This is a genomic window from Chryseobacterium oranimense, from assembly GCF_900129755.1.
In the GTDB taxonomy this organism is placed as follows: domain Bacteria; phylum Bacteroidota; class Bacteroidia; order Flavobacteriales; family Weeksellaceae; genus Chryseobacterium; species Chryseobacterium oranimense.
This window is the reverse complement of the sequence record NZ_FQWT01000002.1, coordinates 165,415-182,455: the sequence shown is the minus strand read 5'-3', so window position 1 is coordinate 182,455 and position 17,041 is coordinate 165,415. Positions and strand designations below refer to the sequence as shown.

31 protein-coding genes are annotated in these 17,041 nt (G+C 37.1%); 28 read left to right on the top strand and 3 right to left on the bottom strand.

Going from position 1 to position 17,041, the window contains the following annotated elements:
- Nucleotides 1–2: 2 nt before the first annotated feature.
- A complete protein-coding gene (locus BUB03_RS07400) occupies nucleotides 3–1,601 on the bottom strand; it encodes a glycerol-3-phosphate dehydrogenase/oxidase (RefSeq protein ID WP_073061592.1) in 1,599 nt (532 codons plus the stop codon).
- 117 nt (nucleotides 1,602–1,718) lie between these two features.
- Here BUB03_RS07400 and BUB03_RS07395 point away from each other — a divergent pair, with 117 nt between their 5' ends.
- Nucleotides 1,719–2,483, top strand: a complete 765-nt coding sequence (locus tag BUB03_RS07395; RefSeq protein ID WP_073061589.1) for a DeoR/GlpR family DNA-binding transcription regulator — start codon at nucleotides 1,719–1,721, stop codon at nucleotides 2,481–2,483.
- 81 nt (nucleotides 2,484–2,564) lie between these two features.
- On the opposite strand, the gene BUB03_RS07390 is transcribed toward BUB03_RS07395, so the two are convergent.
- Together BUB03_RS07390 and BUB03_RS07385 are read right to left on the bottom strand one after the other, a co-directional pair.
- Nucleotides 2,565–3,008: a GNAT family N-acetyltransferase gene (locus BUB03_RS07390; protein ID WP_073061586.1), complete on the bottom strand. Its 444-nt coding sequence runs from the start codon at nucleotides 3,006–3,008 to the stop codon at nucleotides 2,565–2,567.
- 16 nt (nucleotides 3,009–3,024) lie between these two features.
- A complete protein-coding gene (locus tag BUB03_RS07385; protein ID WP_073061582.1) occupies nucleotides 3,025–3,417 on the bottom strand; it encodes a rhodanese-like domain-containing protein in 393 nt (130 codons plus the stop codon).
- A gap of 131 nt (nucleotides 3,418–3,548) precedes the next feature.
- Here BUB03_RS07385 and BUB03_RS07380 point away from each other — a divergent pair, with 131 nt between their 5' ends.
- The 27 genes from BUB03_RS07380 to rpsD all read left to right on the top strand — a co-directional run bounded on the left by BUB03_RS07380 (nucleotide 3,549) and on the right by rpsD (nucleotide 17,008).
- Nucleotides 3,549–4,445 carry a LysR family transcriptional regulator gene (locus BUB03_RS07380; RefSeq protein WP_073061579.1) on the top strand — a complete coding sequence of 299 codons (897 nt, stop codon included), beginning with the start codon at nucleotides 3,549–3,551 and terminating at the stop codon, nucleotides 4,443–4,445.
- 191 nt (nucleotides 4,446–4,636) lie between these two features.
- Nucleotides 4,637–5,263: a 50S ribosomal protein L3 gene (rplC, locus tag BUB03_RS07375; RefSeq protein ID WP_007839520.1), complete on the top strand. Its 627-nt coding sequence runs from the start codon at nucleotides 4,637–4,639 to the stop codon at nucleotides 5,261–5,263.
- Nucleotides 5,254–5,883 carry a 50S ribosomal protein L4 gene (gene rplD / locus BUB03_RS07370; protein WP_040993526.1) on the top strand — a complete coding sequence of 210 codons (630 nt, stop codon included), beginning with the start codon at nucleotides 5,254–5,256 and terminating at the stop codon, nucleotides 5,881–5,883. Before rplC ends, rplD begins: the two co-directional genes overlap by 10 nt.
- Before the next feature lie 3 nt (nucleotides 5,884–5,886).
- Nucleotides 5,887–6,177, top strand: coding sequence for a 50S ribosomal protein L23 (gene rplW / locus BUB03_RS07365; protein WP_040993527.1), 291 nt, complete (start codon nucleotides 5,887–5,889; stop codon nucleotides 6,175–6,177).
- Between the two features lie 21 nt (nucleotides 6,178–6,198).
- A complete protein-coding gene (rplB, locus tag BUB03_RS07360) occupies nucleotides 6,199–7,020 on the top strand; it encodes a 50S ribosomal protein L2 (protein ID WP_040993528.1) in 822 nt (273 codons plus the stop codon).
- 2 nt (nucleotides 7,021–7,022) lie between these two features.
- Complete coding sequence (gene rpsS, locus BUB03_RS07355; RefSeq protein ID WP_002983209.1) at nucleotides 7,023–7,301, top strand: 30S ribosomal protein S19; 279 nt, start codon at nucleotides 7,023–7,025, stop codon at nucleotides 7,299–7,301.
- Between the two features lie 2 nt (nucleotides 7,302–7,303).
- Nucleotides 7,304–7,702, top strand: coding sequence for a 50S ribosomal protein L22 (gene rplV / locus BUB03_RS07350; RefSeq protein WP_048501143.1), 399 nt, complete (start codon nucleotides 7,304–7,306; stop codon nucleotides 7,700–7,702).
- Between the two features lie 7 nt (nucleotides 7,703–7,709).
- Nucleotides 7,710–8,456: a 30S ribosomal protein S3 gene (gene rpsC / locus BUB03_RS07345; RefSeq protein ID WP_040993530.1), complete on the top strand. Its 747-nt coding sequence runs from the start codon at nucleotides 7,710–7,712 to the stop codon at nucleotides 8,454–8,456.
- A 98-nt stretch (nucleotides 8,457–8,554) separates the two neighbouring features.
- Nucleotides 8,555–8,980: a 50S ribosomal protein L16 gene (gene rplP / locus BUB03_RS07340; RefSeq protein ID WP_040993531.1), complete on the top strand. Its 426-nt coding sequence runs from the start codon at nucleotides 8,555–8,557 to the stop codon at nucleotides 8,978–8,980.
- 11 nt (nucleotides 8,981–8,991) lie between these two features.
- Nucleotides 8,992–9,180 carry a 50S ribosomal protein L29 gene (rpmC, locus tag BUB03_RS07335; protein WP_040993532.1) on the top strand — a complete coding sequence of 63 codons (189 nt, stop codon included), beginning with the start codon at nucleotides 8,992–8,994 and terminating at the stop codon, nucleotides 9,178–9,180.
- Between the two features lie 11 nt (nucleotides 9,181–9,191).
- Nucleotides 9,192–9,449 (top strand): 30S ribosomal protein S17, encoded by a 258-nt coding sequence (rpsQ, locus tag BUB03_RS07330; protein ID WP_034669456.1) that lies wholly within the window; start codon nucleotides 9,192–9,194, stop codon nucleotides 9,447–9,449.
- A gap of 2 nt (nucleotides 9,450–9,451) precedes the next feature.
- Nucleotides 9,452–9,820, top strand: coding sequence for a 50S ribosomal protein L14 (gene rplN / locus BUB03_RS07325; protein WP_007839504.1), 369 nt, complete (start codon nucleotides 9,452–9,454; stop codon nucleotides 9,818–9,820).
- A gap of 22 nt (nucleotides 9,821–9,842) precedes the next feature.
- Complete coding sequence (gene rplX, locus BUB03_RS07320; RefSeq protein ID WP_040993533.1) at nucleotides 9,843–10,169, top strand: 50S ribosomal protein L24; 327 nt, start codon at nucleotides 9,843–9,845, stop codon at nucleotides 10,167–10,169.
- Nucleotides 10,170–10,182: 13 nt separating this feature from the next.
- A complete protein-coding gene (gene rplE, locus BUB03_RS07315; RefSeq protein WP_040993534.1) occupies nucleotides 10,183–10,734 on the top strand; it encodes a 50S ribosomal protein L5 in 552 nt (183 codons plus the stop codon).
- Nucleotides 10,735–10,737: 3 nt separating this feature from the next.
- Nucleotides 10,738–11,007: a 30S ribosomal protein S14 gene (gene rpsN / locus BUB03_RS07310; protein ID WP_040993535.1), complete on the top strand. Its 270-nt coding sequence runs from the start codon at nucleotides 10,738–10,740 to the stop codon at nucleotides 11,005–11,007.
- A 144-nt stretch (nucleotides 11,008–11,151) separates the two neighbouring features.
- Entirely contained in the window at nucleotides 11,152–11,550 is a 399-nt protein-coding gene (gene rpsH, locus BUB03_RS07305; RefSeq protein ID WP_040993536.1) for a 30S ribosomal protein S8, read from the top strand.
- A 17-nt stretch (nucleotides 11,551–11,567) separates the two neighbouring features.
- Nucleotides 11,568–12,113, top strand: a complete 546-nt coding sequence (gene rplF / locus BUB03_RS07300; RefSeq protein ID WP_040993537.1) for a 50S ribosomal protein L6 — start codon at nucleotides 11,568–11,570, stop codon at nucleotides 12,111–12,113.
- A 15-nt stretch (nucleotides 12,114–12,128) separates the two neighbouring features.
- Nucleotides 12,129–12,482 carry a 50S ribosomal protein L18 gene (gene rplR, locus BUB03_RS07295; RefSeq protein WP_034725976.1) on the top strand — a complete coding sequence of 118 codons (354 nt, stop codon included), beginning with the start codon at nucleotides 12,129–12,131 and terminating at the stop codon, nucleotides 12,480–12,482.
- A 20-nt stretch (nucleotides 12,483–12,502) separates the two neighbouring features.
- Nucleotides 12,503–13,024, top strand: a complete 522-nt coding sequence (rpsE, locus tag BUB03_RS07290; protein WP_034703137.1) for a 30S ribosomal protein S5 — start codon at nucleotides 12,503–12,505, stop codon at nucleotides 13,022–13,024.
- Between the two features lie 10 nt (nucleotides 13,025–13,034).
- Entirely contained in the window at nucleotides 13,035–13,211 is a 177-nt protein-coding gene (gene rpmD, locus BUB03_RS07285; RefSeq protein WP_007839493.1) for a 50S ribosomal protein L30, read from the top strand.
- Nucleotides 13,212–13,306: 95 nt separating this feature from the next.
- Nucleotides 13,307–13,756, top strand: coding sequence for a 50S ribosomal protein L15 (rplO, locus tag BUB03_RS07280; protein ID WP_040993538.1), 450 nt, complete (start codon nucleotides 13,307–13,309; stop codon nucleotides 13,754–13,756).
- Between the two features lie 9 nt (nucleotides 13,757–13,765).
- A complete protein-coding gene (gene secY / locus BUB03_RS07275; RefSeq protein WP_040993539.1) occupies nucleotides 13,766–15,145 on the top strand; it encodes a preprotein translocase subunit SecY in 1,380 nt (459 codons plus the stop codon).
- A 3-nt stretch (nucleotides 15,146–15,148) separates the two neighbouring features.
- Nucleotides 15,149–15,364 carry a translation initiation factor IF-1 gene (gene infA, locus BUB03_RS07270; protein ID WP_034684855.1) on the top strand — a complete coding sequence of 72 codons (216 nt, stop codon included), beginning with the start codon at nucleotides 15,149–15,151 and terminating at the stop codon, nucleotides 15,362–15,364.
- A 110-nt stretch (nucleotides 15,365–15,474) separates the two neighbouring features.
- Complete coding sequence (gene rpmJ / locus BUB03_RS07265; protein WP_007839480.1) at nucleotides 15,475–15,591, top strand: 50S ribosomal protein L36; 117 nt, start codon at nucleotides 15,475–15,477, stop codon at nucleotides 15,589–15,591.
- Nucleotides 15,592–15,600: 9 nt separating this feature from the next.
- Nucleotides 15,601–15,978 carry a 30S ribosomal protein S13 gene (rpsM, locus tag BUB03_RS07260; protein WP_040993540.1) on the top strand — a complete coding sequence of 126 codons (378 nt, stop codon included), beginning with the start codon at nucleotides 15,601–15,603 and terminating at the stop codon, nucleotides 15,976–15,978.
- 12 nt (nucleotides 15,979–15,990) lie between these two features.
- Nucleotides 15,991–16,380, top strand: a complete 390-nt coding sequence (rpsK, locus tag BUB03_RS07255; RefSeq protein WP_040993541.1) for a 30S ribosomal protein S11 — start codon at nucleotides 15,991–15,993, stop codon at nucleotides 16,378–16,380.
- A gap of 19 nt (nucleotides 16,381–16,399) precedes the next feature.
- Nucleotides 16,400–17,008, top strand: coding sequence for a 30S ribosomal protein S4 (gene rpsD, locus BUB03_RS07250; RefSeq protein WP_040993542.1), 609 nt, complete (start codon nucleotides 16,400–16,402; stop codon nucleotides 17,006–17,008).
- Nucleotides 17,009–17,041: the final 33 nt, after the last annotated feature.

Sequence of the window (17,041 nt, the reverse complement as noted above, 5' to 3'; positions counted from 1 at the left end):
TTTTAGTTATGAGTAATAGTTTTGGGAGTGTAAGGTGTTAGCAAATATCCTTTTGCCAGTTCAATAAATTCTTTTTCCTGTGCATCGGCCCATTCCTGGGAATGTCCTTTTTCTTTGGCGATGAGTTGTGCGATGCTGTGTGCGCTGTCAATTGCAGCTCTTGCGTCTAAGAATAACAGACGTACTCTTCGGGCGAGGATATCTTCTATAGTTTCTGCCATCTCATGTCTTATAGCCCAAACTGCTTCTGCAATGGTGAACGCATGATCAGGATGGATCTTTTGGGAATATTGTGGATCACTGCTCTGCAATGATTTTATAGCCGGAATATCTGACCCATAAACATAAAGATGATTGGTACGGTCTACAAGTTCTGCTTTCATATTACCGTGAATGGAAAGGTTTTCCGTTTGAGAAGGTCCTCCGTTCAAATGAAGGATCTCTACTGCTTTATCAATAGTGTCCTGAGCCATTTTACGGTAAGTAGTCCATTTTCCTCCAATGATGGAAACTAATCCGGTATCGGAAGTAATGACTTTATGGCTTCGGGAAACTTCCTTGGTACTTTTACCTCCTTCTTTTGGAGCGGCAAGGGGACGTAAGCCTGCGAACATGGATTTTACATCTTCTCTTGTGGGTTTTTTAGCTAAATACTGTCTGGCTGTATTTAAAACGAAACTGATTTCGGATTCCAAAGCATGAGGTTCAAAGCTTGGATTTTCAAGAAGGGTGTCTGTTGTTCCCACTAATGCCCTGTCATGCCATGGAACGACAAAAAGAACCCTGCCGTCAGAAGTTTTGGGAATCATGATGGCATCGTCACTTTTAAGGAAAGATTTATCCAGAACCAGGTGGATACCCTGACTTGGAACAACGAATTTGCCATGCTTAGGGTTATTCATATTCAGAATATCATTGGTGAATACCCCTGTTGCATTGATCACAGCTTTTGCACGAAGCTCATACTGCTGGCCGGAGAACTGGTCTTCAGCTTTTACCCCGTTTATTTTCCCGGAATCATTTTTCAGGAGCCCGGTTACTTTCATATAATTAATGGCACTGCCTCCTTTTTCTATAAGAGTCTGGGTTAAATTAATGGCTAACCGTGCATCGTCGAATTGCCCGTCCTGGTACACTACACCACTTGCGAGATTGTGCTGCTCAATGGTCGGAAGCTTTTCAACGGTTTTAGCCTTGCTGATGTATTTTGTTTTACCAAGGCTTAGTTTCCCTGCAAGGAAATCATAAATAGAAAGACCTATTTTATAGTAAATTCCTCCCCACCATGTATAGTTGGGGATAATGAATGACTGGTTTTTTACTACATGTGCTGCATTTTGAGCAAGAAGCCCTCTTTCTTTCAATGCCTCTTTTACAAGGCCTACATCTCCCTGGGCAAGATATCTTACACCGCCGTGTACCAGTTTGGTGCTTCGGCTGGATGTTGCTTTTGCGAAATCGTGTGATTCCAGAAGAAGGGTTTTAAATCCTCTGCTGGTTGCATCCAGTGCAGATCCTAGACCGCTGGCGCCGCCACCAATCACGATGAAGTCCCATTCCTGAATACTTGTTAATTTACTTATTTCTTCGTTTCGTTTCATAAATGTTTCGTTTATGTTTCGTTTTCAAATGTATAAATTAAAAATGAAACTAAAAAGAAAATAAATGAAATTTTATCGGTCTCGAAAAAAAATGGTATTTTTGATGAAAGAATCAGAATGGAAAAGTTAATACCAAGGCATAATGATATATTAAAAGAACTGGATGAAAAAGGTCATGTTCTTGTACAGGATCTGTGCGAGAAATTCAATGTTTCGTCAGTTACGGTCCGAAAGGATCTGAATTATCTCGAAAGCCTGGGATTGCTTTTCCGTAACCATGGAGGAGCAAGCAAGCATGTAAGGTATGCCTATGAAAGAAATGTGGATGAGAAGGAAAACATCAATGTAGAAGCGAAACAGAGTATAGCAAAAGGAGCTCTGGAACTGATCCGCGAGAATGACTGTATTATTCTGGCTTCCGGAACGACGATGCATTATCTTGCCAGGATGCTGGTGAACTTTGGTCCGCTTACGGTTCTGACTTCATCTTTAAGAGTAGCCATAGAGCTGTGCAATAATCCTAATATTAATATCATACAATTAGGAGGTGAAGTGCGAAAGAGCTCAACTTCAATTGTAGGTTCCATTTCTGAGGGGATCCTCAAGCAGTTTTCGTGCAATAAGCTTTTCCTGGGTGTGGATGGGATTGATACTGAATTCGGAATCAGTACCTCCAATGCTGCGGAGGCTCACCTTAATCAGCTTATGATAGAATGTTCTGAAAAAGTGGTTATTCTTGGGGATTCTTCAAAACTGAATAAAAAAGGTTTTGGAAAAATCGCTCCTTTGGACAAGGTGGATTATCTGATTACGGATAACGGGATTAGTGAGGAAGATCAATCTGCATTGGAGGAAAGGGGAGTTACAGTCATTGTAAAATAAGGTGTACTTTAACTTATTCAAATATTCAAAATAGAGACAGTCTGGTTTCAGAAAGTCCCTATTTTAAATTAAGTAGTTGATTTATACTTTCCAGAAAAATCTTTCTTTATTTTTGCTTTCCGCTCCAAGCCGGGTGTAGAATTTAATGGCTCCTGTATTAAAACTCGGGGTCTGCCATTGAATTACCGAGCAGTCTTCTTCTTTTGAGTGGGCCCTTATTAATTCCATTATTTGCTTTCCTGTTCCGTTTCCCCTCGCGTTTTCTGTTAAGAATAGACAGTCAACATACATATAATAACCGGCATCCCAGGTTGAAAACTGTTTGAAGAATGTTGCATATCCTATTATTTCAGTGTCGGATTCAGCAACCAGGCATTTTATATTTGAGTCAGGATTGAGGAGGTGTTCAGAAAGCAGTTCCTTCTTGTTTTCTTCTTTGAAGGAACTTCTTTCATACTGTGCATGGGCTTTACACAGTTCAATAATGGAGCTCAGGTCTTTTTCCTCTGCAAATCTTATTTTCATATTTTTTATTAATAATTTAACAGGCACATACGAATGTGGAGCCATTTGTGGGGGTAGTTCCTTCTGTGGCATAGCCATCAAACTTCCACCATTCAATTCCTCCCATTAATTCAAGGACTTTAAATCCTAACAGAGTCATTTTTAAAGCTCCTTTTGTAGAAGCATTGCAGCCGATTCCGTCACAATAGCAGACGTATGTTTTTGACCTGTCAAGATGCTGGGTATTCTCTTCTGTCATTTCCCGATGAGGAAGATTAATGGCAGATGGGATGTGTTCTTTATTATAGCCGATTGGTTTTCGGGTGTCTACTGCTATATAATCTGTACTGTTTTGAAATAACTCATATAAATCTGAAGGATCTATTTCATACGATAATTTTTTCCGGTAGAATTCAATTTGTTCTTGCATAATTTTAAATTGTTTATAGGGCAAAATTATGCTCAGGCTTCTTTCTCTCCTAAGATTGAAGTTGAATGCTTTGCAGTTATCAATGAAATATTTTCAGGTATTGTTTTTTGTTATATTGCTAACTTTGCATTATGGAAATCAAGTTTTTAAGACTTATTAAAACAATTGCGGAAGAGGGGAGTATTGCCGGTTCTTCTGAAAAGCTTTTTTTGACACAGTCAGCATTAAGTCATCAGCTTAAGGATCTGGAAATTCAGCTTGGTTTCAAGGTATTTTACAGAACGCGGAACAAATGGGAATTAACTGAAGAGGGGAATGTACTTTACAAAACTGCATGTACGGTAATCGATAGTATTGGGAGTGGTCTAAATGCTATTCAACAGATAAGAGCCGGGGCGGCGGGTACAATAAAAATCAGCACAGAATGTTATTCATTCTATCAGGGGCTGCCATTATTTATTCAGAAAATGAAAGTGCTGTATCCTGAAATTGAGGTGGATCTGGTGCTGGAAGCGACTCATAAACCCGTTGAGAAAGTGATCTCCAATGAAATTGACATTGCAGTCGTCACTTCAAAACCTTCCGTCAGTAAAGAATTGGTAAGCATTGAGATTTTTGAGGATGAAATTTTTGCGGTTATTCATCAGGAGAATCATCTGAATAATTCGGAATACCTGATTGCTGATGATTTTCTGGATGCTCACTTAATCATTCATTCTTTTCCGTTAAAAACGGTTTCTGTTTATGAGGAATTTCTAAATCCGAACGGAATAGCTCCGGCGAAAATTTCTGCGGTTCCCTTAACTGAAGTTACTTTGGAAATGGTACAGGCTAATATAGGGATTACCTGTATGCCGAAATGGGCATTACATTCATTCAAGCTATCTGATGAATTGAAGTTTAAAAAACTCGGGAATAATGGTTTGAAAAGGAAACATTATCTGGTAGTAAGAAAATCAGATATCAGAAAAAAATATATTAATGATTTTCTTTTGAACTTCAAAGAATATTTTCAAAATTTCGGATAGTTTTTTTTCTGGAATTGCTAATTGATTAAAAATCAAAATATTTTGCTGTAAATATTTGCCAGTTATAAAATTATTCATAAATTTGCACACTCATTTTAGGGGCGTAGTATGCCTATATCAAAAGTAGAAATTACTTCAGACCTCCGGAAAATGACGATAAATAAAGGATAAATTTTATTATAACATAAACAATGTCAGGTATTATTGGTAAAAAAATCGGTATGACGTCTTTGTTTAACGAAGAAGGAAAAAACATTCCTTGTACAGTTATTCAGGCTGGTCCATGCTCGGTTTTACAGGTCAGAACCATTGAAAAGGACGGCTACAAGTCAGTTCAGTTAGGTTTCGATGACAAGAGTGAAAAGAACGTAGGTAAAGCGTTAGCTGGCCATTTCAAAAAGGCTGGTTCTGCTCCAAAAGCTAAGTTGGTAGAATTCTACAGAGAATTCGTAGACGAGGTGAAAGTAGGAGAAGAAGTAAAAGTTGATCTATTCGCTGAAGGTGAATATGTTGACGTAACAGGAACTTCAAAAGGTAAAGGTTTCCAGGGTGTTGTTAAAAGACATGGCTTTGGAGGTGTAATGCAAGCTACTCATGGTCAGCACAACAGACTTAGAGCTCCAGGTTCTATCGGTGCTGGATCGGATCCTTCAAGAGTATTCAAAGGAATGAGAATGGCGGGTAGAATGGGAGGTAAGCAGGTAACTGTACAAAACCTTCAAGTATTAAAAGTGGATCAAGAACAAAATCTTTTAGTAGTAAAAGGTGCTGTTCCGGGAGCTAAAAATTCTTATGTAATTATCAGAAAATGGAACTAGTAGTATTAAATACATCAGGAAAAGAGACCGGAAGAAAAGTAACTCTAGACGAAACAGTATTCGGAATTGAGCCAAATCAGCACGCGGTTTACTTAGAAGTTAAACAGTACCTTGCTGCACAAAGACAAGGAACTCATAAAGCAAAAGAAAGAAGCGAAATTACTGCTTCTACTAAAAAACTTAAGAAGCAAAAAGGATCTGGTTCTGCTAGATATGGTGATATCAAATCTCCAACTTTCAGAGGTGGAGGTAGAGTATTCGGACCAAAACCAAGAGATTACAGATTCAAATTGAACAAAGCTCTTAAGAGATTAGCTAAAAAATCTGTTCTTTCTCAGAAATTGAGAGACAACAGCATTAAAGTTTTAGAGAATTTGAGTTTTGACGCTCCTAAGACTAAAGAATTCATCACTGTATTGGATGCTTTGGAACTAAACGGGAAAAAGTCTTTATTCATCATTCCTGAAACAAACAAGAATGTGTATTTATCTTCAAGAAACTTACCTAAAACTAAAGTATTGAATTATAACGAAATTTCTTCTTATGATTTGATCAATGCAGGTGAGATCGTATTCTTCGAAGGTGCAGTTGAAAAATTCCAGGAAAATTTAAAGAAATAAATCATGTCACTTATTATTAAACCAGTTATTTCAGAAAAGGCTAACTATCTTACAGATTTAAGAGGTGCTTATTCTTTCTTAGTTGAACCTAAGGCGAATAAAATCCAGATTAAAAAAGCTGTGGAAGAAGCTTACGGTGTGAAAGTAGCAGACGTTAGAACCATGATTTATGCGCCTAAAGTTTCTTCGAAATACACTAAAAAAGGTCTTCAAGTAGGAAAGACAAACAAATTGAAAAAAGCGGTTATCACTCTTGCTGAAGGGGAAGTAATCGATATTTTTGCTGTAAATTAATTATAATTATAAATAATAGTAATGTCTGTTAGAAAATTAAAACCTATCACCCCAGGACAGAGATTCAGAATTGTAAACAATTTTGAGGAAATTACTACCAACAAACCAGAGAAATCTCTTACAGTTGGTATTAAAAAGTCAGGTGGACGTAACCAAACTGGTAAAATGACCATGCGTTACACCGGAGGTGGACACAAAAAGAAATACAGAATTATCGACTTCAAAAGAAACAAGCATGACGTTGAAGCTACCGTTAAAACTGTAGAATACGATCCAAACAGAACTGCATTTATCGCTTTATTAGAGTATGCTGACGGAGAGAAGAGATATATCATCGCTCCAAACGGTATCAAAGTAGATCAGAAAGTAGTTTCAGGAGAAAGCGTTGAACCAAACGTAGGTAACGCAATGAAATTGAAAAACATTCCATTGGGTACTGTAATCTCTTGTGTTGAAATGAAGCCTGGACAAGGTGCAATTTTAGCAAGAAGTGCTGGTTCTTCAGCTCAATTAACTTCAAGAGACGGAAAATACGCAATCATCAAATTGCCTTCAGGAGAATCAAGAATGATCCTTACTGAATGTTTTGCAATGATTGGATCAGTTTCTAACTCTGACCACCAGTTAACTGTATCAGGTAAGGCTGGTAGAAGCAGATGGTTAGGTAGAAGACCAAGAACAAGAGCCGTTGTAATGAACCCTGTAGATCACCCAATGGGAGGTGGTGAAGGACGTTCTTCTGGAGGTCACCCAAGATCTAGAAACGGTAAACCAGCTAAAGGTTACAAAACTAGAAAGAAAAACAAAGTGTCTAACCGTTACATCGTATCTAAAAGAAAATAATTATGGCAAGATCACTTAAAAAAGGACCGTTCATTCATCATACTTTAGATAAGAAGGTTCAGGCAAATATAGAGTCTGGTAAGAAGACAGTTATCAAAACTTGGTCTAGAGCATCGATGATCTCTCCGGACTTCGTAGGACAAACTATCGCTGTACACAACGGGAAATCTTTTATCCCTGTATATGTTACAGAAAACATGGTAGGTCACAAGTTAGGCGAATTTTCTCCAACAAGATCTTTCAGAGGTCATGGTGGTAACAAAAACAAAGGAAGCAGATAATCATGGGATCAAGAAAACAAGATAGCGCAATCGCAAGAAAAGAAGCTAACAAAGACGTTGTAAAGGCTTCATTAAATGACTGCCCATCATCTCCAAGAAAAATGAGATTAGTTGCTGATATCATTAGAGGAGAGCAGGTAGATAAAGCTCTTTATATCCTAAAATATTCTAAAAAAGAAGCCTCTAACAAATTAGAGAAATTACTTCTTTCTGCTATGGCAAACTGGCAGGTGAAAAATGAGGGTGCTGATATCGAAGAAGCAAACCTTATCATTAAAGAAATCTTCGTGGATAGTGCAAGACAATTGAAGAGACTAAGACCAGCTCCGCAAGGAAGAGGGTACAGAATCAGAAAAAGATCTAACCACGTTACATTAATCTTAGGTAATAAAGAAAATTAATCAAGGTATGGGACAGAAGACAAATCCAATTGGTAACAGACTAGGTATCATCAGAGGATGGGATTCTAACTGGTTTGGCGGAAACGATTATGGAGACAGAATCGCGGAAGACTACAAAATCAGAAGATACCTTGAGGCTAGATTATCTAAAGGTGGTATTTCAAAAATTTATATTGAAAGAACACTAAAATTAGTAACAGTGACAATCACTACTGCCAGACCGGGACTTATCATCGGTAAAGGAGGTCAGGAAGTTGATAAATTGAAAGAAGAATTGAAGAAACTTACTGGTAAGGATATTCAAATCAACATTTTCGAAATCAAAAGACCTGAACTTGACGCAGTATTAGTGGCTGACAGCATCTCTAAGCAGATCGAAAACAGAATTTCTTACAGAAGAGCTGTTAAAATGGCGATGGCAAGTACAATGAGAATGGGTGCTGAAGGTATCAAAGTTCAAATCTCTGGTAGATTGAACGGAGCTGAAATGGCAAGAAGCGAATCTTTCAAAGAAGGAAGAATCCCATTGTCTACTTTCAGAGCTGATATCGATTATCACTGGGCAGAAGCTCACACTACTTACGGTAGATTAGGAGTAAAAGTTTGGATCATGAAAGGGGAAGTTTACGGTAAAAGAGAACTTGCTCCACTAGTGGGACAACAGAAAAAAGGAGGTCCTTCAGGAGGCGGAAACAGAGGAGACAGAGACAACAGAAGACCTAGAAAAAATAACAATAATAACAATAATAATTAAAAATTTTAGGTTAGAAATTTTGAATTTTAAATTACCGTTACTTTTTTAAAATATAAAAAATCTAAAATCTAAAATCTAAAATCTAAAATTTAGAAATTATGTTACAACCAAAAAGAACCAAATTCCGTAGAGTTCATAAGATGAAGATGAAGGGGATTGCTCAGAGAGGTAATCAACTGGCTTACGGAACATTTGGAATCAAAGCTATAGAAGGTGCTTGGATCACTGCAAGACAAATTGAAGCTGCCCGTATCGCTGCGACAAGATATATGAAGAGAGAAGGTCAGCTATGGATCAAAATCTTCCCGGATAAACCAATTACTAAGAAACCAGCCGAAGTACGTATGGGTAAAGGTAAAGGTGCCGTGGAATATTGGGTAGCCGTAGTAAAACCAGGTAAAATTATGTTCGAAGTTGGAGGTGTACCTTACGAAGTAGCTAAGGAAGCTTTAAGACTTGCAGCTCAGAAATTACCGGTAGTTACTAAATTCGTAGTTGCTAACGATTTTGTTAAACCTCTTTAATCTTTGATATAATGAAACAAGCTGATATTAAAAATTTAAGCGCGGGTGATATTCAAGCAAAACTTGCTGAATTGAAAGCTCAATATTCAAAACTGAAATTGGCTCACAAGATCAGTCCAATTGAAAACCCGATCCAAATCAGAGATTTGAGAAGAACAATCGCGAGATTAAACACTGAGTTAACCACTAAACAACAATAAGATTTTCATACATTATGGAAAGAAACTTAAGAAAAGAAAGAATCGGAATAGTTTCCAGCAATAAAATGGAAAAGACCATTGTTGTAAGTGAGACTACGAGAGTAAAACACCCGATGTACGGTAAATTCGTTCTAAAAACGAAAAAATATACTGCACACGACGAGAACAACGAATGCACAGAAGGTGATACAGTTCTTATCCAGGAAACTAGACCTTTGAGCAAGAACAAGAGATGGAGATTAGTAAGAATCATTGAAAAAGCTAAGTAATAATGTTACAAACAGAATCAAGATTAAAAGTTGCTGATAACACAGGTGCTAAAGAAGTATTGGTTATCAGAGTTCTGGGAGGAACCAGAAGAAGATATGCTTCAGTTGGTGATAAAATCGTTGTTACTATCAAAGATTCTACACCATCAGGGAACGCTAAAAAAGGTCAGGTATCTAAAGCTGTAGTAGTAAGAACTAAAAAAGCAGTAAGAAGAAAAGATGGTTCATACATCAAATTCGAAGACAATGCTTGTGTATTACTAAACGCAGCAGGAGAAATGAGAGGAACACGTGTTTTCGGACCGGTTGCTCGTGAGTTGAGAGACAAAGAATATATGAAAATCATTTCATTAGCTCCTGAAGTACTTTAATTTTAAAAATTTTTAAAAGAAAATGTCAAAGTTAAAAATAAAAAGAGGAGATAACGTCATCATTACTACTGGTAAGAAAGATATCAAAGGTAAAACAGGTGAAGTTATTGAAGTGATCAAAAAAGAAGGAAAAGACCCAAGAGTTATCGTTGCAGGACTTAACATCGTTAAAAAACACGTTAAACCTTCAGCTTCCAACCCTCAAGGTGGAATCACTGAAAAAGAAGCTTCTATTCATATCTCAAACGTAGCTTTAGTTGGTAAAGACGGAAAAGCTATCAAAATCGGTTACAAAATCGAAGGAGATAAGAAAGTAAGAATCAACAAAAAAACGGGTGAAACTTTATAATTTGAATTAACACATGGAATTTATAGCAAGACCCAAAAAAATATACAACGAGAAAATTGTTCCTGCAATGATGGAAGAATTTGGGTACAAATCTGTAATGCAGGTACCTAGATTGGAAAAAATCGTTATCTCTCAGGGATTAGGTGATGCCACTGCAGACAAGAAAATCATTGATTACGCTGTAGAAGAATTAACAATGATTACAGGTCAGAAAGCAGTAGGTACGATCTCTAAGAAAGACGAAGCTGCTTTCAAATTGAGAAAAGGAATGCCTGTAGGTGCAAAAGTAACGTTGAGAGCTGAAAGAATGTACGAATTCTTAGACAGACTTACTTCTTCTGCTTTACCACGTATCAGAGATTTCTCTGGTATCAAGGCAGACGGGTTCGATGGTAGAGGTAATTACAACTTAGGTATTACTGAGCAGATTATCTTCCCTGAAATCGTAATTGACAAAGTGAAAAAAATCCAGGGGATGGACATCACTTTCGTAACAACTGCGAAAACAGATAAAGAAGCGAAAGCTTTATTAACTCACTTCGGTTTACCATTTAAAAAGAACTAAGAAATGGCTAAAGAATCAATGAAAGCGCGTGAGCGCAAAAGAGAAGCACTAGTTGCTAAATACGCTGATAAAAGAAAAGCTTTAAAAGAAGCTGGTGATTATGAAGCACTTCAGAAATTACCTAAAAATGCTTCTCCTGTAAGATTACACAACAGATGTAAACTAACAGGTAGACCTAGAGGATACATGAGAACGTTTGGTATTTCCAGAGTAACTTTCAGAGAAATGGCAAACAACGGTCTTATCCCGGGAGTAAGAAAAGCCAGTTGGTAATAATTACTAATTAATCGGGACAATTAAGTTGTTCAGATACTAAAGATAAAAAATATCAGACCTAAGAAATTCTGAAGTCTGATATTTTATTCTTCAAGTCTTTGCAATACTGATTGTCTTTAACCAATAATTTAAAATAGAAAAATGGTAACAGATCCAATTTCAGATTTCCTAACAAGAGTAAGGAACGCACAAAGCGCAGGCCACAAAGTGGTGGAAATTCCTGCATCGAAAATCAAAAAGGAGATTACTAAGATCTTATTTGATCAAGGGTATATCTTAAACTACAAGTTTGAAGATAACGCTGTTCAAGGTACGATCAAAATCGCTTTAAAGTATGACAAGCAAACTAACAAACCGGCTATCAAGTCTATTCAAAGAGCTTCTAGACCAGGTTTGAGACAGTACAAAGGTTCTGCTGAACTTCCAAGAGTACTGAACGGGTTAGGTATAGCTGTTATCTCTACTTCTAAAGGAGTAATGACTGACAAGAAAGCTAGAGAAGAAAAAGTAGGCGGTGAAGTAATCTGCTATGTTTATTAATTTTTAATCAGAGGAAAATGTCAAGAATTGGTAAAGCAATTATAACAATTCCAGCTGGAGTTACGATCACTGAAAATAACAGTATTGTAACTGTAAAAGGGCCTAAAGGAGAACTTTCTCAGGAACTTACGGCAGGAATTACTTTAGAACAAAAAGATGGCGAACTTAACGTTAACAGACCATCTGATTCTAAACAACACAAAGCACTTCACGGTCTTTACAGAGCGTTGATCAACAACATGATCACTGGTGTTAATACAGGTTTCGAAAAGAAACTGGAACTAGTAGGGGTAGGATACAGAGCTTCACACGCAGGTCAAAAACTTGAGTTAGCTTTAGGATTCTCTCACGGTATCGTATTGGAACTTCCAAGCGAAGTAAAAGTAGATACATTGACTGAAAAAGGTAAAAACCCAATTATTACTTTAACGTCTCACGACAACCAACTTCTAGGAATGGTAGCTGCAAAGATCCGTTCTTTCAGAAAGCCTGAGCCATACAAAGGAAAAGGTGTAAGATTCGTAGGAGAAATTGTTAGACGTAAAGCTGGTAAATCTGCTTAATAAATTATAAGTATTATGGCATTAAGTAAATTAGAAAAAAGAATAAGAATCAAAAGAAGAGTGAGAGGGAAAATCTCCGGTTCTTCTGAATTGCCAAGATTATCTGTATATAAAAGTAATAAGGAAATTTACGCTCAGTTAATCGATGATAAAAATGGTACAACTTTAGTTTCCGCTTCTTCAAGAGAAAAAGGTGTTGACGCTAATGGTACCAAGACTGAAGTTTCTGCTGCTGTAGGTAAAGCTATCGCTGCTAAAGCTATCGCTGCAGGAATCGAAAGTATTGTATTTGACAGAAACGGATTCGTGTACCACGGTAGAGTGAAAGCTCTTGCTGACGGTGCTAGAGAAGGTGGACTTAAATTCTAATCATAAAAATTTCGGAAAATATGTTAGGACTAGATAATATAGAAAGAGTAAAACCGGGAGGATTAGAATTAAAAGATCGTCTCGTAGCTGTTAACAGAGTAACAAAAGTAACCAAAGGAGGTAGAGCTTTCGGATTTTCTGCTATCGTAGTAGTAGGTAACGAAGACGGAGTAATCGGTCACGGTCTTGGAAAATCTAAAGAAGTAGCTTCTGCAATCGCTAAAGCTGTTGAAGACGCTAAGAAAAACCTTGTGAAAGTTCCTGTAATGAACCACACAATTCCTCACCAAACTACTGCTAGATACGGTGGTGCAGATATCTTCTTAAGACCTGCTTCTCACGGTACAGGACTTATCGCCGGTGGTGCGGTAAGAGCGGTACTTGAGTCTGCTGGTATTCACGATATCCTTTCAAAATCTAAAGGATCTTCTAACCCTCACAACGTGGTGAAAGCTACTTTCAAAGCGTTATTGGATATCAGAAGACCTGAAGAGATCGCTAGAATGAGAGGAGTTTCTCTAAGTAAAGTGTTTAACGGTTAATATTAGAACAATGGCAACAATTAAAGTAAAACAAGTAAGAAGCGCTATTGGAAGAACAAAAACCCAAAAGAGAACGCTTGAAGCATTAGGATTTAAGAAACTTCACCAAGTTGTAGAGCACGAAGCTACACCTTCCATTTTAGGGATGATAGCTGCAGTTAGTCACTTACTTGAAGTTCAGAAATAATTAAAAATTCAAAGATTAAAAGATTAAAATTTTCTTTCTATCTTAGCCGGAATTTTTTAATCTTTAAATTATTTAATCTTTAAATCAATAAAAAAATGAATTTAAACAATATAAAGCCTGCTGCAGGTTCTACTTTCAATTCAAAAAGAATTGGTAGAGGACAAGGTACAGGAAAAGGAGGTACTGCTACGAAAGGACATAAAGGTCAGAAAGCTAGAGCTGGTTATTCTCAGAAAATCGGTTTCGAAGGTGGACAGATGCCTTTACAAAGGAGATTACCTAAATTCGGTTTCAAAAACGTAAACAGAAAAGAGTTTAGAGGAGTAAACCTTGATACTATCCAAACATTAATCGAGAACAAATCCATCACCGGAGACATCACGAAAGAAGTTTTAGTAGAAAACGGTTTAGTTTCTAAAAACGAATTAGTGAAAATTATGGGTAGAGGAGAATTGAAATCTGCGGTTTCAATCTCTGCTGACAAGTTCACTAAATCTGCTGAAGAGCTTATTGCTAAAGCAGGTGGAAAAGCAATTACCTTATAATACTTACTAATGAAAGAATTTATACAAACCCTTAAAAATATTTGGAGCCTAAAGGAATTAAGAGACAAAATTCTCTTTACGTTAGGTATTATCCTTGTGTATAGATTCGCATCTTATATCTCGCTTCCTGCAATTAACCTTGCTGAAGTGGGAGATCTCTTAGAGCATTATAAAAATCAAGGCGGTAACAAGCAAGGAGCAGGTCTCCTTGGCTTGCTTTCGTCGTTTACGGGGGGAGCTTTCAGCCACGCTTCCGTAATGGCGTTGGGAATCATGCCTTATATTTCTGCTTCTATTATTGTTCAGTTGATGGGGATGGCTATTCCTTATCTTCAGAAACTTCAGAAGGATGGAGAGTCAGGTAGAAATACATTGAATCAAATTACAAGATGGTTAACTATCGGAGTTTGTTTAGTACAGGCACCTTCTTATTTAACTTCTATTACTCAATTATTCTTACCATATGCTCAGTTCTCATCTGCATATTATGTAGAGCCGAATTCCATCATGTTCTGGCTTCCAAGTATTGTTATCCTGGTTGCCGGTTCAGTATTCGCAATGTGGTTGGGTGAGAAAATCACCGACAAAGGTATCGGAAACGGTATCTCCATCCTTATTATGGTGGGGATCCTTTCAAGATTACCTGAAGCATTCGTACAGGAAATGGCAGTGCAGAACGGAAAAGGAGGAATGGGATCTATCATGATCCTTGTTGAAGTAATATTCTGGATGCTGGTAGTTCTTTTAGCTGTAGTATTATCTGTAGCTGTCAGAAAAATCCCTATTCAGTATGTAAGCAGAGCTCAAGCAAGAGGAGGTGTAAACAGAAATCTTATGCAGGGAGCAAGACAATGGATTCCATTGAAAGTGAATGCTGCTGGTGTAATGCCGATTATCTTTGCCCAGGCATTGATGTTCGTACCAGGGTTATTGACCAAATTCGATGAGTCCAATACTTTTCTTGCAGGTTTCAAGAATGTTTTTAGCTGGCAGTACAACGTATTGTTCGCGCTATTAATTATTATCTTCTCATTTTTCTATACTGCAATTACAATTCCGGTAAACCAAATGGCTGATGATTTGAAGAGAAATGGAGGTTTAGTACCGAAAGTAAGACCCGGTAAAGAAACAGCTGATTATTTAGATGATATTTTGTCAAAAATTACCTTGCCAGGTGCAATATTTTTGTCTATCTTTGCAGTCCTTCCAGCAATAGTGCATGGAAGCTTTGTTCAGACAGATGCGTTTGCCCTATTTTTCGGGGGAACATCATTATTGATTATGGTGGGCGTAATTTTAGATACCGTTCAACAGATTAATACATATCTGCTGAACCATCATTATGATGGCTTAATGCAGTCTAAATTGTCAAGAACGACTGGATATTAATTTATGGCAAAACAAAAACATATTGAACAAGACGGCGTTATAACGGAAGCACTTTCGAACGCCCAGTTCCGTGTAGAGCTGGAGAATGGGCATATACTTATTGCTCATATTTCAGGTAAAATGAGAATGCATTATATTAAACTTTTACCTGGAGATAAGGTAAAACTAGAAATGTCTCCCTATGATTTAACCAAAGGGAGAATCACATTTAGATATTAAAAACAAATGCCAAATGGGATGTATGTTCCGTTTGGCTCTTGTTGAAAATAAATACTATCAGAATGAAATCGCAAGATTCCATTGGTCAGTAAAAAAAATAAATATTTCAAATGAAAGTTAGAGCATCAATTAAAAAAAGAAGTGCTGATTGCAAGATCGTACGCAGAAAAGGTGTACTGTTCGTAATCAACAAGAAGAACCCAAAATTTAAACAAAGACAAGGCTAACATTAAATTATGGCGAGAATTGCAGGTATTGATTTACCAAAAAACAAAAGAGGTGTTATCGGTTTAACTTACATCTACGGAGTTGGAAGAAGTACTTCTTCCGAAATCCTTAAAGCTGCCGGTATCAGCGAAGACAAGAAAGTCAACGAATGGAATGACGATGAATTGGCTGCAATCAGAACATATATCTCTGAAAACATTAAAGTAGAAGGAGAATTAAGATCTGAAGTGCAATTGAACATCAAGAGATTGATGGACATAGGATGCCAACGAGGAATACGTCACAGACTAGGACTACCTTTAAGAGGCCAGAGAACGAAAAACAACTCTAGAACCCGTAAAGGAAAGAGAAAAACTGTTGCTAACAAGAAAAAAGCTAGTAAATAATCGTTAGGAATTATGGCAAAACAAACTAAAGTAGTTAAAAAAAGAAAAGTAAAAGTTGAAGCTATTGGTGAAGCACATATTCAAGCTTCTTTCAATAACATCATCATTTCTTTAACAAATAAAAACGGAGAAGTTATCTCTTGGGCGTCTGCCGGTAAAATGGGTTTCAGAGGTTCTAAAAAGAATACTCCATTTGCTGCTCAAATGGCAGCTGAAAATTGCTCTGCTGTAGCTCATGAAGCTGGATTAAGAAGAGTGAAGGTGTATGTGAAAGGTCCTGGTGCAGGTAGAGAATCTGCAATCAGAACTATCCACAATTCAGGAATTGAAGTTAGCGAAATCGTAGATGTGACTCCTATGCCACACAACGGTTGTAGACCACCAAAAAGAAGAAGAGTTTAATTTTTAGAATTTACCCATTATGGCAAGATATATTGGACCTAAAACTAAGATTGCTAGAAAGTTTGGTGCTGCAATCTACGGAGATGATAAAAACTTCGAGAAAAGAAAAAACCAACCGCCAGGACAACATGGTCCTAACAAAAGAAGAGGTGCTAAAAAATCAGAATATGCAATTCAGCTAGCTGAAAAACAAAAAGCTAAATATACTTACGGTATTTTAGAAAGACAGTTTGCTAACTTATTTGAAAAAGCACACAGAAGCAAAGGAGTAACCGGTGAAGTACTATTACAACTTTGCGAATCTAGATTGGATAACGTAGTATACAGATTAGGTTTTGCTAAAACAAGATCTGCTGCTAGACAATTGGTTTCTCACAGACACATCACTGTGAACGGAGAACTGGTAAACATTCCATCTTATTTGCTTAAAGCAGGTGATGTAATCGCTGTAAGAGAAAAGTCTAAGTCTCTTGAAGTGGTTTCAAATGCATTAGCTTCTAAAGCAAATTATGAGTGGTTACAATTCAACGATGAGAAGAAAGAAGGTACTTTCGTTTCTGCTCCTGACAGAATCCAGATTCCGGAGGAAATCAAGGAACAGCTTATCGTCGAACTTTACTCTAAATAATTTTTTAATCAAATTTTTGCTCAACCCAATAAT

Coding starts and splice junctions, on each gene's coding strand:
- BUB03_RS07400 (WP_073061592.1), bottom strand. CDS start 1,601: ATGAAACGAAACGAAGAAATAAGTAAATTAACAAGTATTCAGGAATGG.
- BUB03_RS07390 (WP_073061586.1), bottom strand. CDS start 3,008: ATGAAAATAAGATTTGCAGAGGAAAAAGACCTGAGCTCCATTATTGAA.
- rplD (WP_040993526.1), top strand. CDS start 5,254: ATGGAACTAGTAGTATTAAATACATCAGGAAAAGAGACCGGAAGAAAA.
- BUB03_RS07380 (WP_073061579.1), top strand. CDS start 3,549: ATGGAAATCAAGTTTTTAAGACTTATTAAAACAATTGCGGAAGAGGGG.
- rpsK (WP_040993541.1), top strand. CDS start 15,991: ATGGCAAAACAAACTAAAGTAGTTAAAAAAAGAAAAGTAAAAGTTGAA.
- rpsS (WP_002983209.1), top strand. CDS start 7,023: ATGGCAAGATCACTTAAAAAAGGACCGTTCATTCATCATACTTTAGAT.
- rpmJ (WP_007839480.1), top strand. CDS start 15,475: ATGAAAGTTAGAGCATCAATTAAAAAAAGAAGTGCTGATTGCAAGATC.
- rplO (WP_040993538.1), top strand. CDS start 13,307: ATGAATTTAAACAATATAAAGCCTGCTGCAGGTTCTACTTTCAATTCA.
- rplV (WP_048501143.1), top strand. CDS start 7,304: ATGGGATCAAGAAAACAAGATAGCGCAATCGCAAGAAAAGAAGCTAAC.
- rplE (WP_040993534.1), top strand. CDS start 10,183: ATGGAATTTATAGCAAGACCCAAAAAAATATACAACGAGAAAATTGTT.
- rpsD (WP_040993542.1), top strand. CDS start 16,400: ATGGCAAGATATATTGGACCTAAAACTAAGATTGCTAGAAAGTTTGGT.
- rpsN (WP_040993535.1), top strand. CDS start 10,738: ATGGCTAAAGAATCAATGAAAGCGCGTGAGCGCAAAAGAGAAGCACTA.
- rpmC (WP_040993532.1), top strand. CDS start 8,992: ATGAAACAAGCTGATATTAAAAATTTAAGCGCGGGTGATATTCAAGCA.
- infA (WP_034684855.1), top strand. CDS start 15,149: ATGGCAAAACAAAAACATATTGAACAAGACGGCGTTATAACGGAAGCA.
- rpsH (WP_040993536.1), top strand. CDS start 11,152: ATGGTAACAGATCCAATTTCAGATTTCCTAACAAGAGTAAGGAACGCA.
- rplF (WP_040993537.1), top strand. CDS start 11,568: ATGTCAAGAATTGGTAAAGCAATTATAACAATTCCAGCTGGAGTTACG.
- BUB03_RS07395 (WP_073061589.1), top strand. CDS start 1,719: ATGGAAAAGTTAATACCAAGGCATAATGATATATTAAAAGAACTGGAT.
- rpsC (WP_040993530.1), top strand. CDS start 7,710: ATGGGACAGAAGACAAATCCAATTGGTAACAGACTAGGTATCATCAGA.
- rplX (WP_040993533.1), top strand. CDS start 9,843: ATGTCAAAGTTAAAAATAAAAAGAGGAGATAACGTCATCATTACTACT.
- rplN (WP_007839504.1), top strand. CDS start 9,452: ATGTTACAAACAGAATCAAGATTAAAAGTTGCTGATAACACAGGTGCT.
- rplB (WP_040993528.1), top strand. CDS start 6,199: ATGTCTGTTAGAAAATTAAAACCTATCACCCCAGGACAGAGATTCAGA.
- rplP (WP_040993531.1), top strand. CDS start 8,555: ATGTTACAACCAAAAAGAACCAAATTCCGTAGAGTTCATAAGATGAAG.
- rplW (WP_040993527.1), top strand. CDS start 5,887: ATGTCACTTATTATTAAACCAGTTATTTCAGAAAAGGCTAACTATCTT.
- rpmD (WP_007839493.1), top strand. CDS start 13,035: ATGGCAACAATTAAAGTAAAACAAGTAAGAAGCGCTATTGGAAGAACA.
- secY (WP_040993539.1), top strand. CDS start 13,766: ATGAAAGAATTTATACAAACCCTTAAAAATATTTGGAGCCTAAAGGAA.
- rpsE (WP_034703137.1), top strand. CDS start 12,503: ATGTTAGGACTAGATAATATAGAAAGAGTAAAACCGGGAGGATTAGAA.
- BUB03_RS07385 (WP_073061582.1), bottom strand. CDS start 3,417: ATGCAAGAACAAATTGAATTCTACCGGAAAAAATTATCGTATGAAATA.
- rplR (WP_034725976.1), top strand. CDS start 12,129: ATGGCATTAAGTAAATTAGAAAAAAGAATAAGAATCAAAAGAAGAGTG.
- rpsM (WP_040993540.1), top strand. CDS start 15,601: ATGGCGAGAATTGCAGGTATTGATTTACCAAAAAACAAAAGAGGTGTT.
- rplC (WP_007839520.1), top strand. CDS start 4,637: ATGTCAGGTATTATTGGTAAAAAAATCGGTATGACGTCTTTGTTTAAC.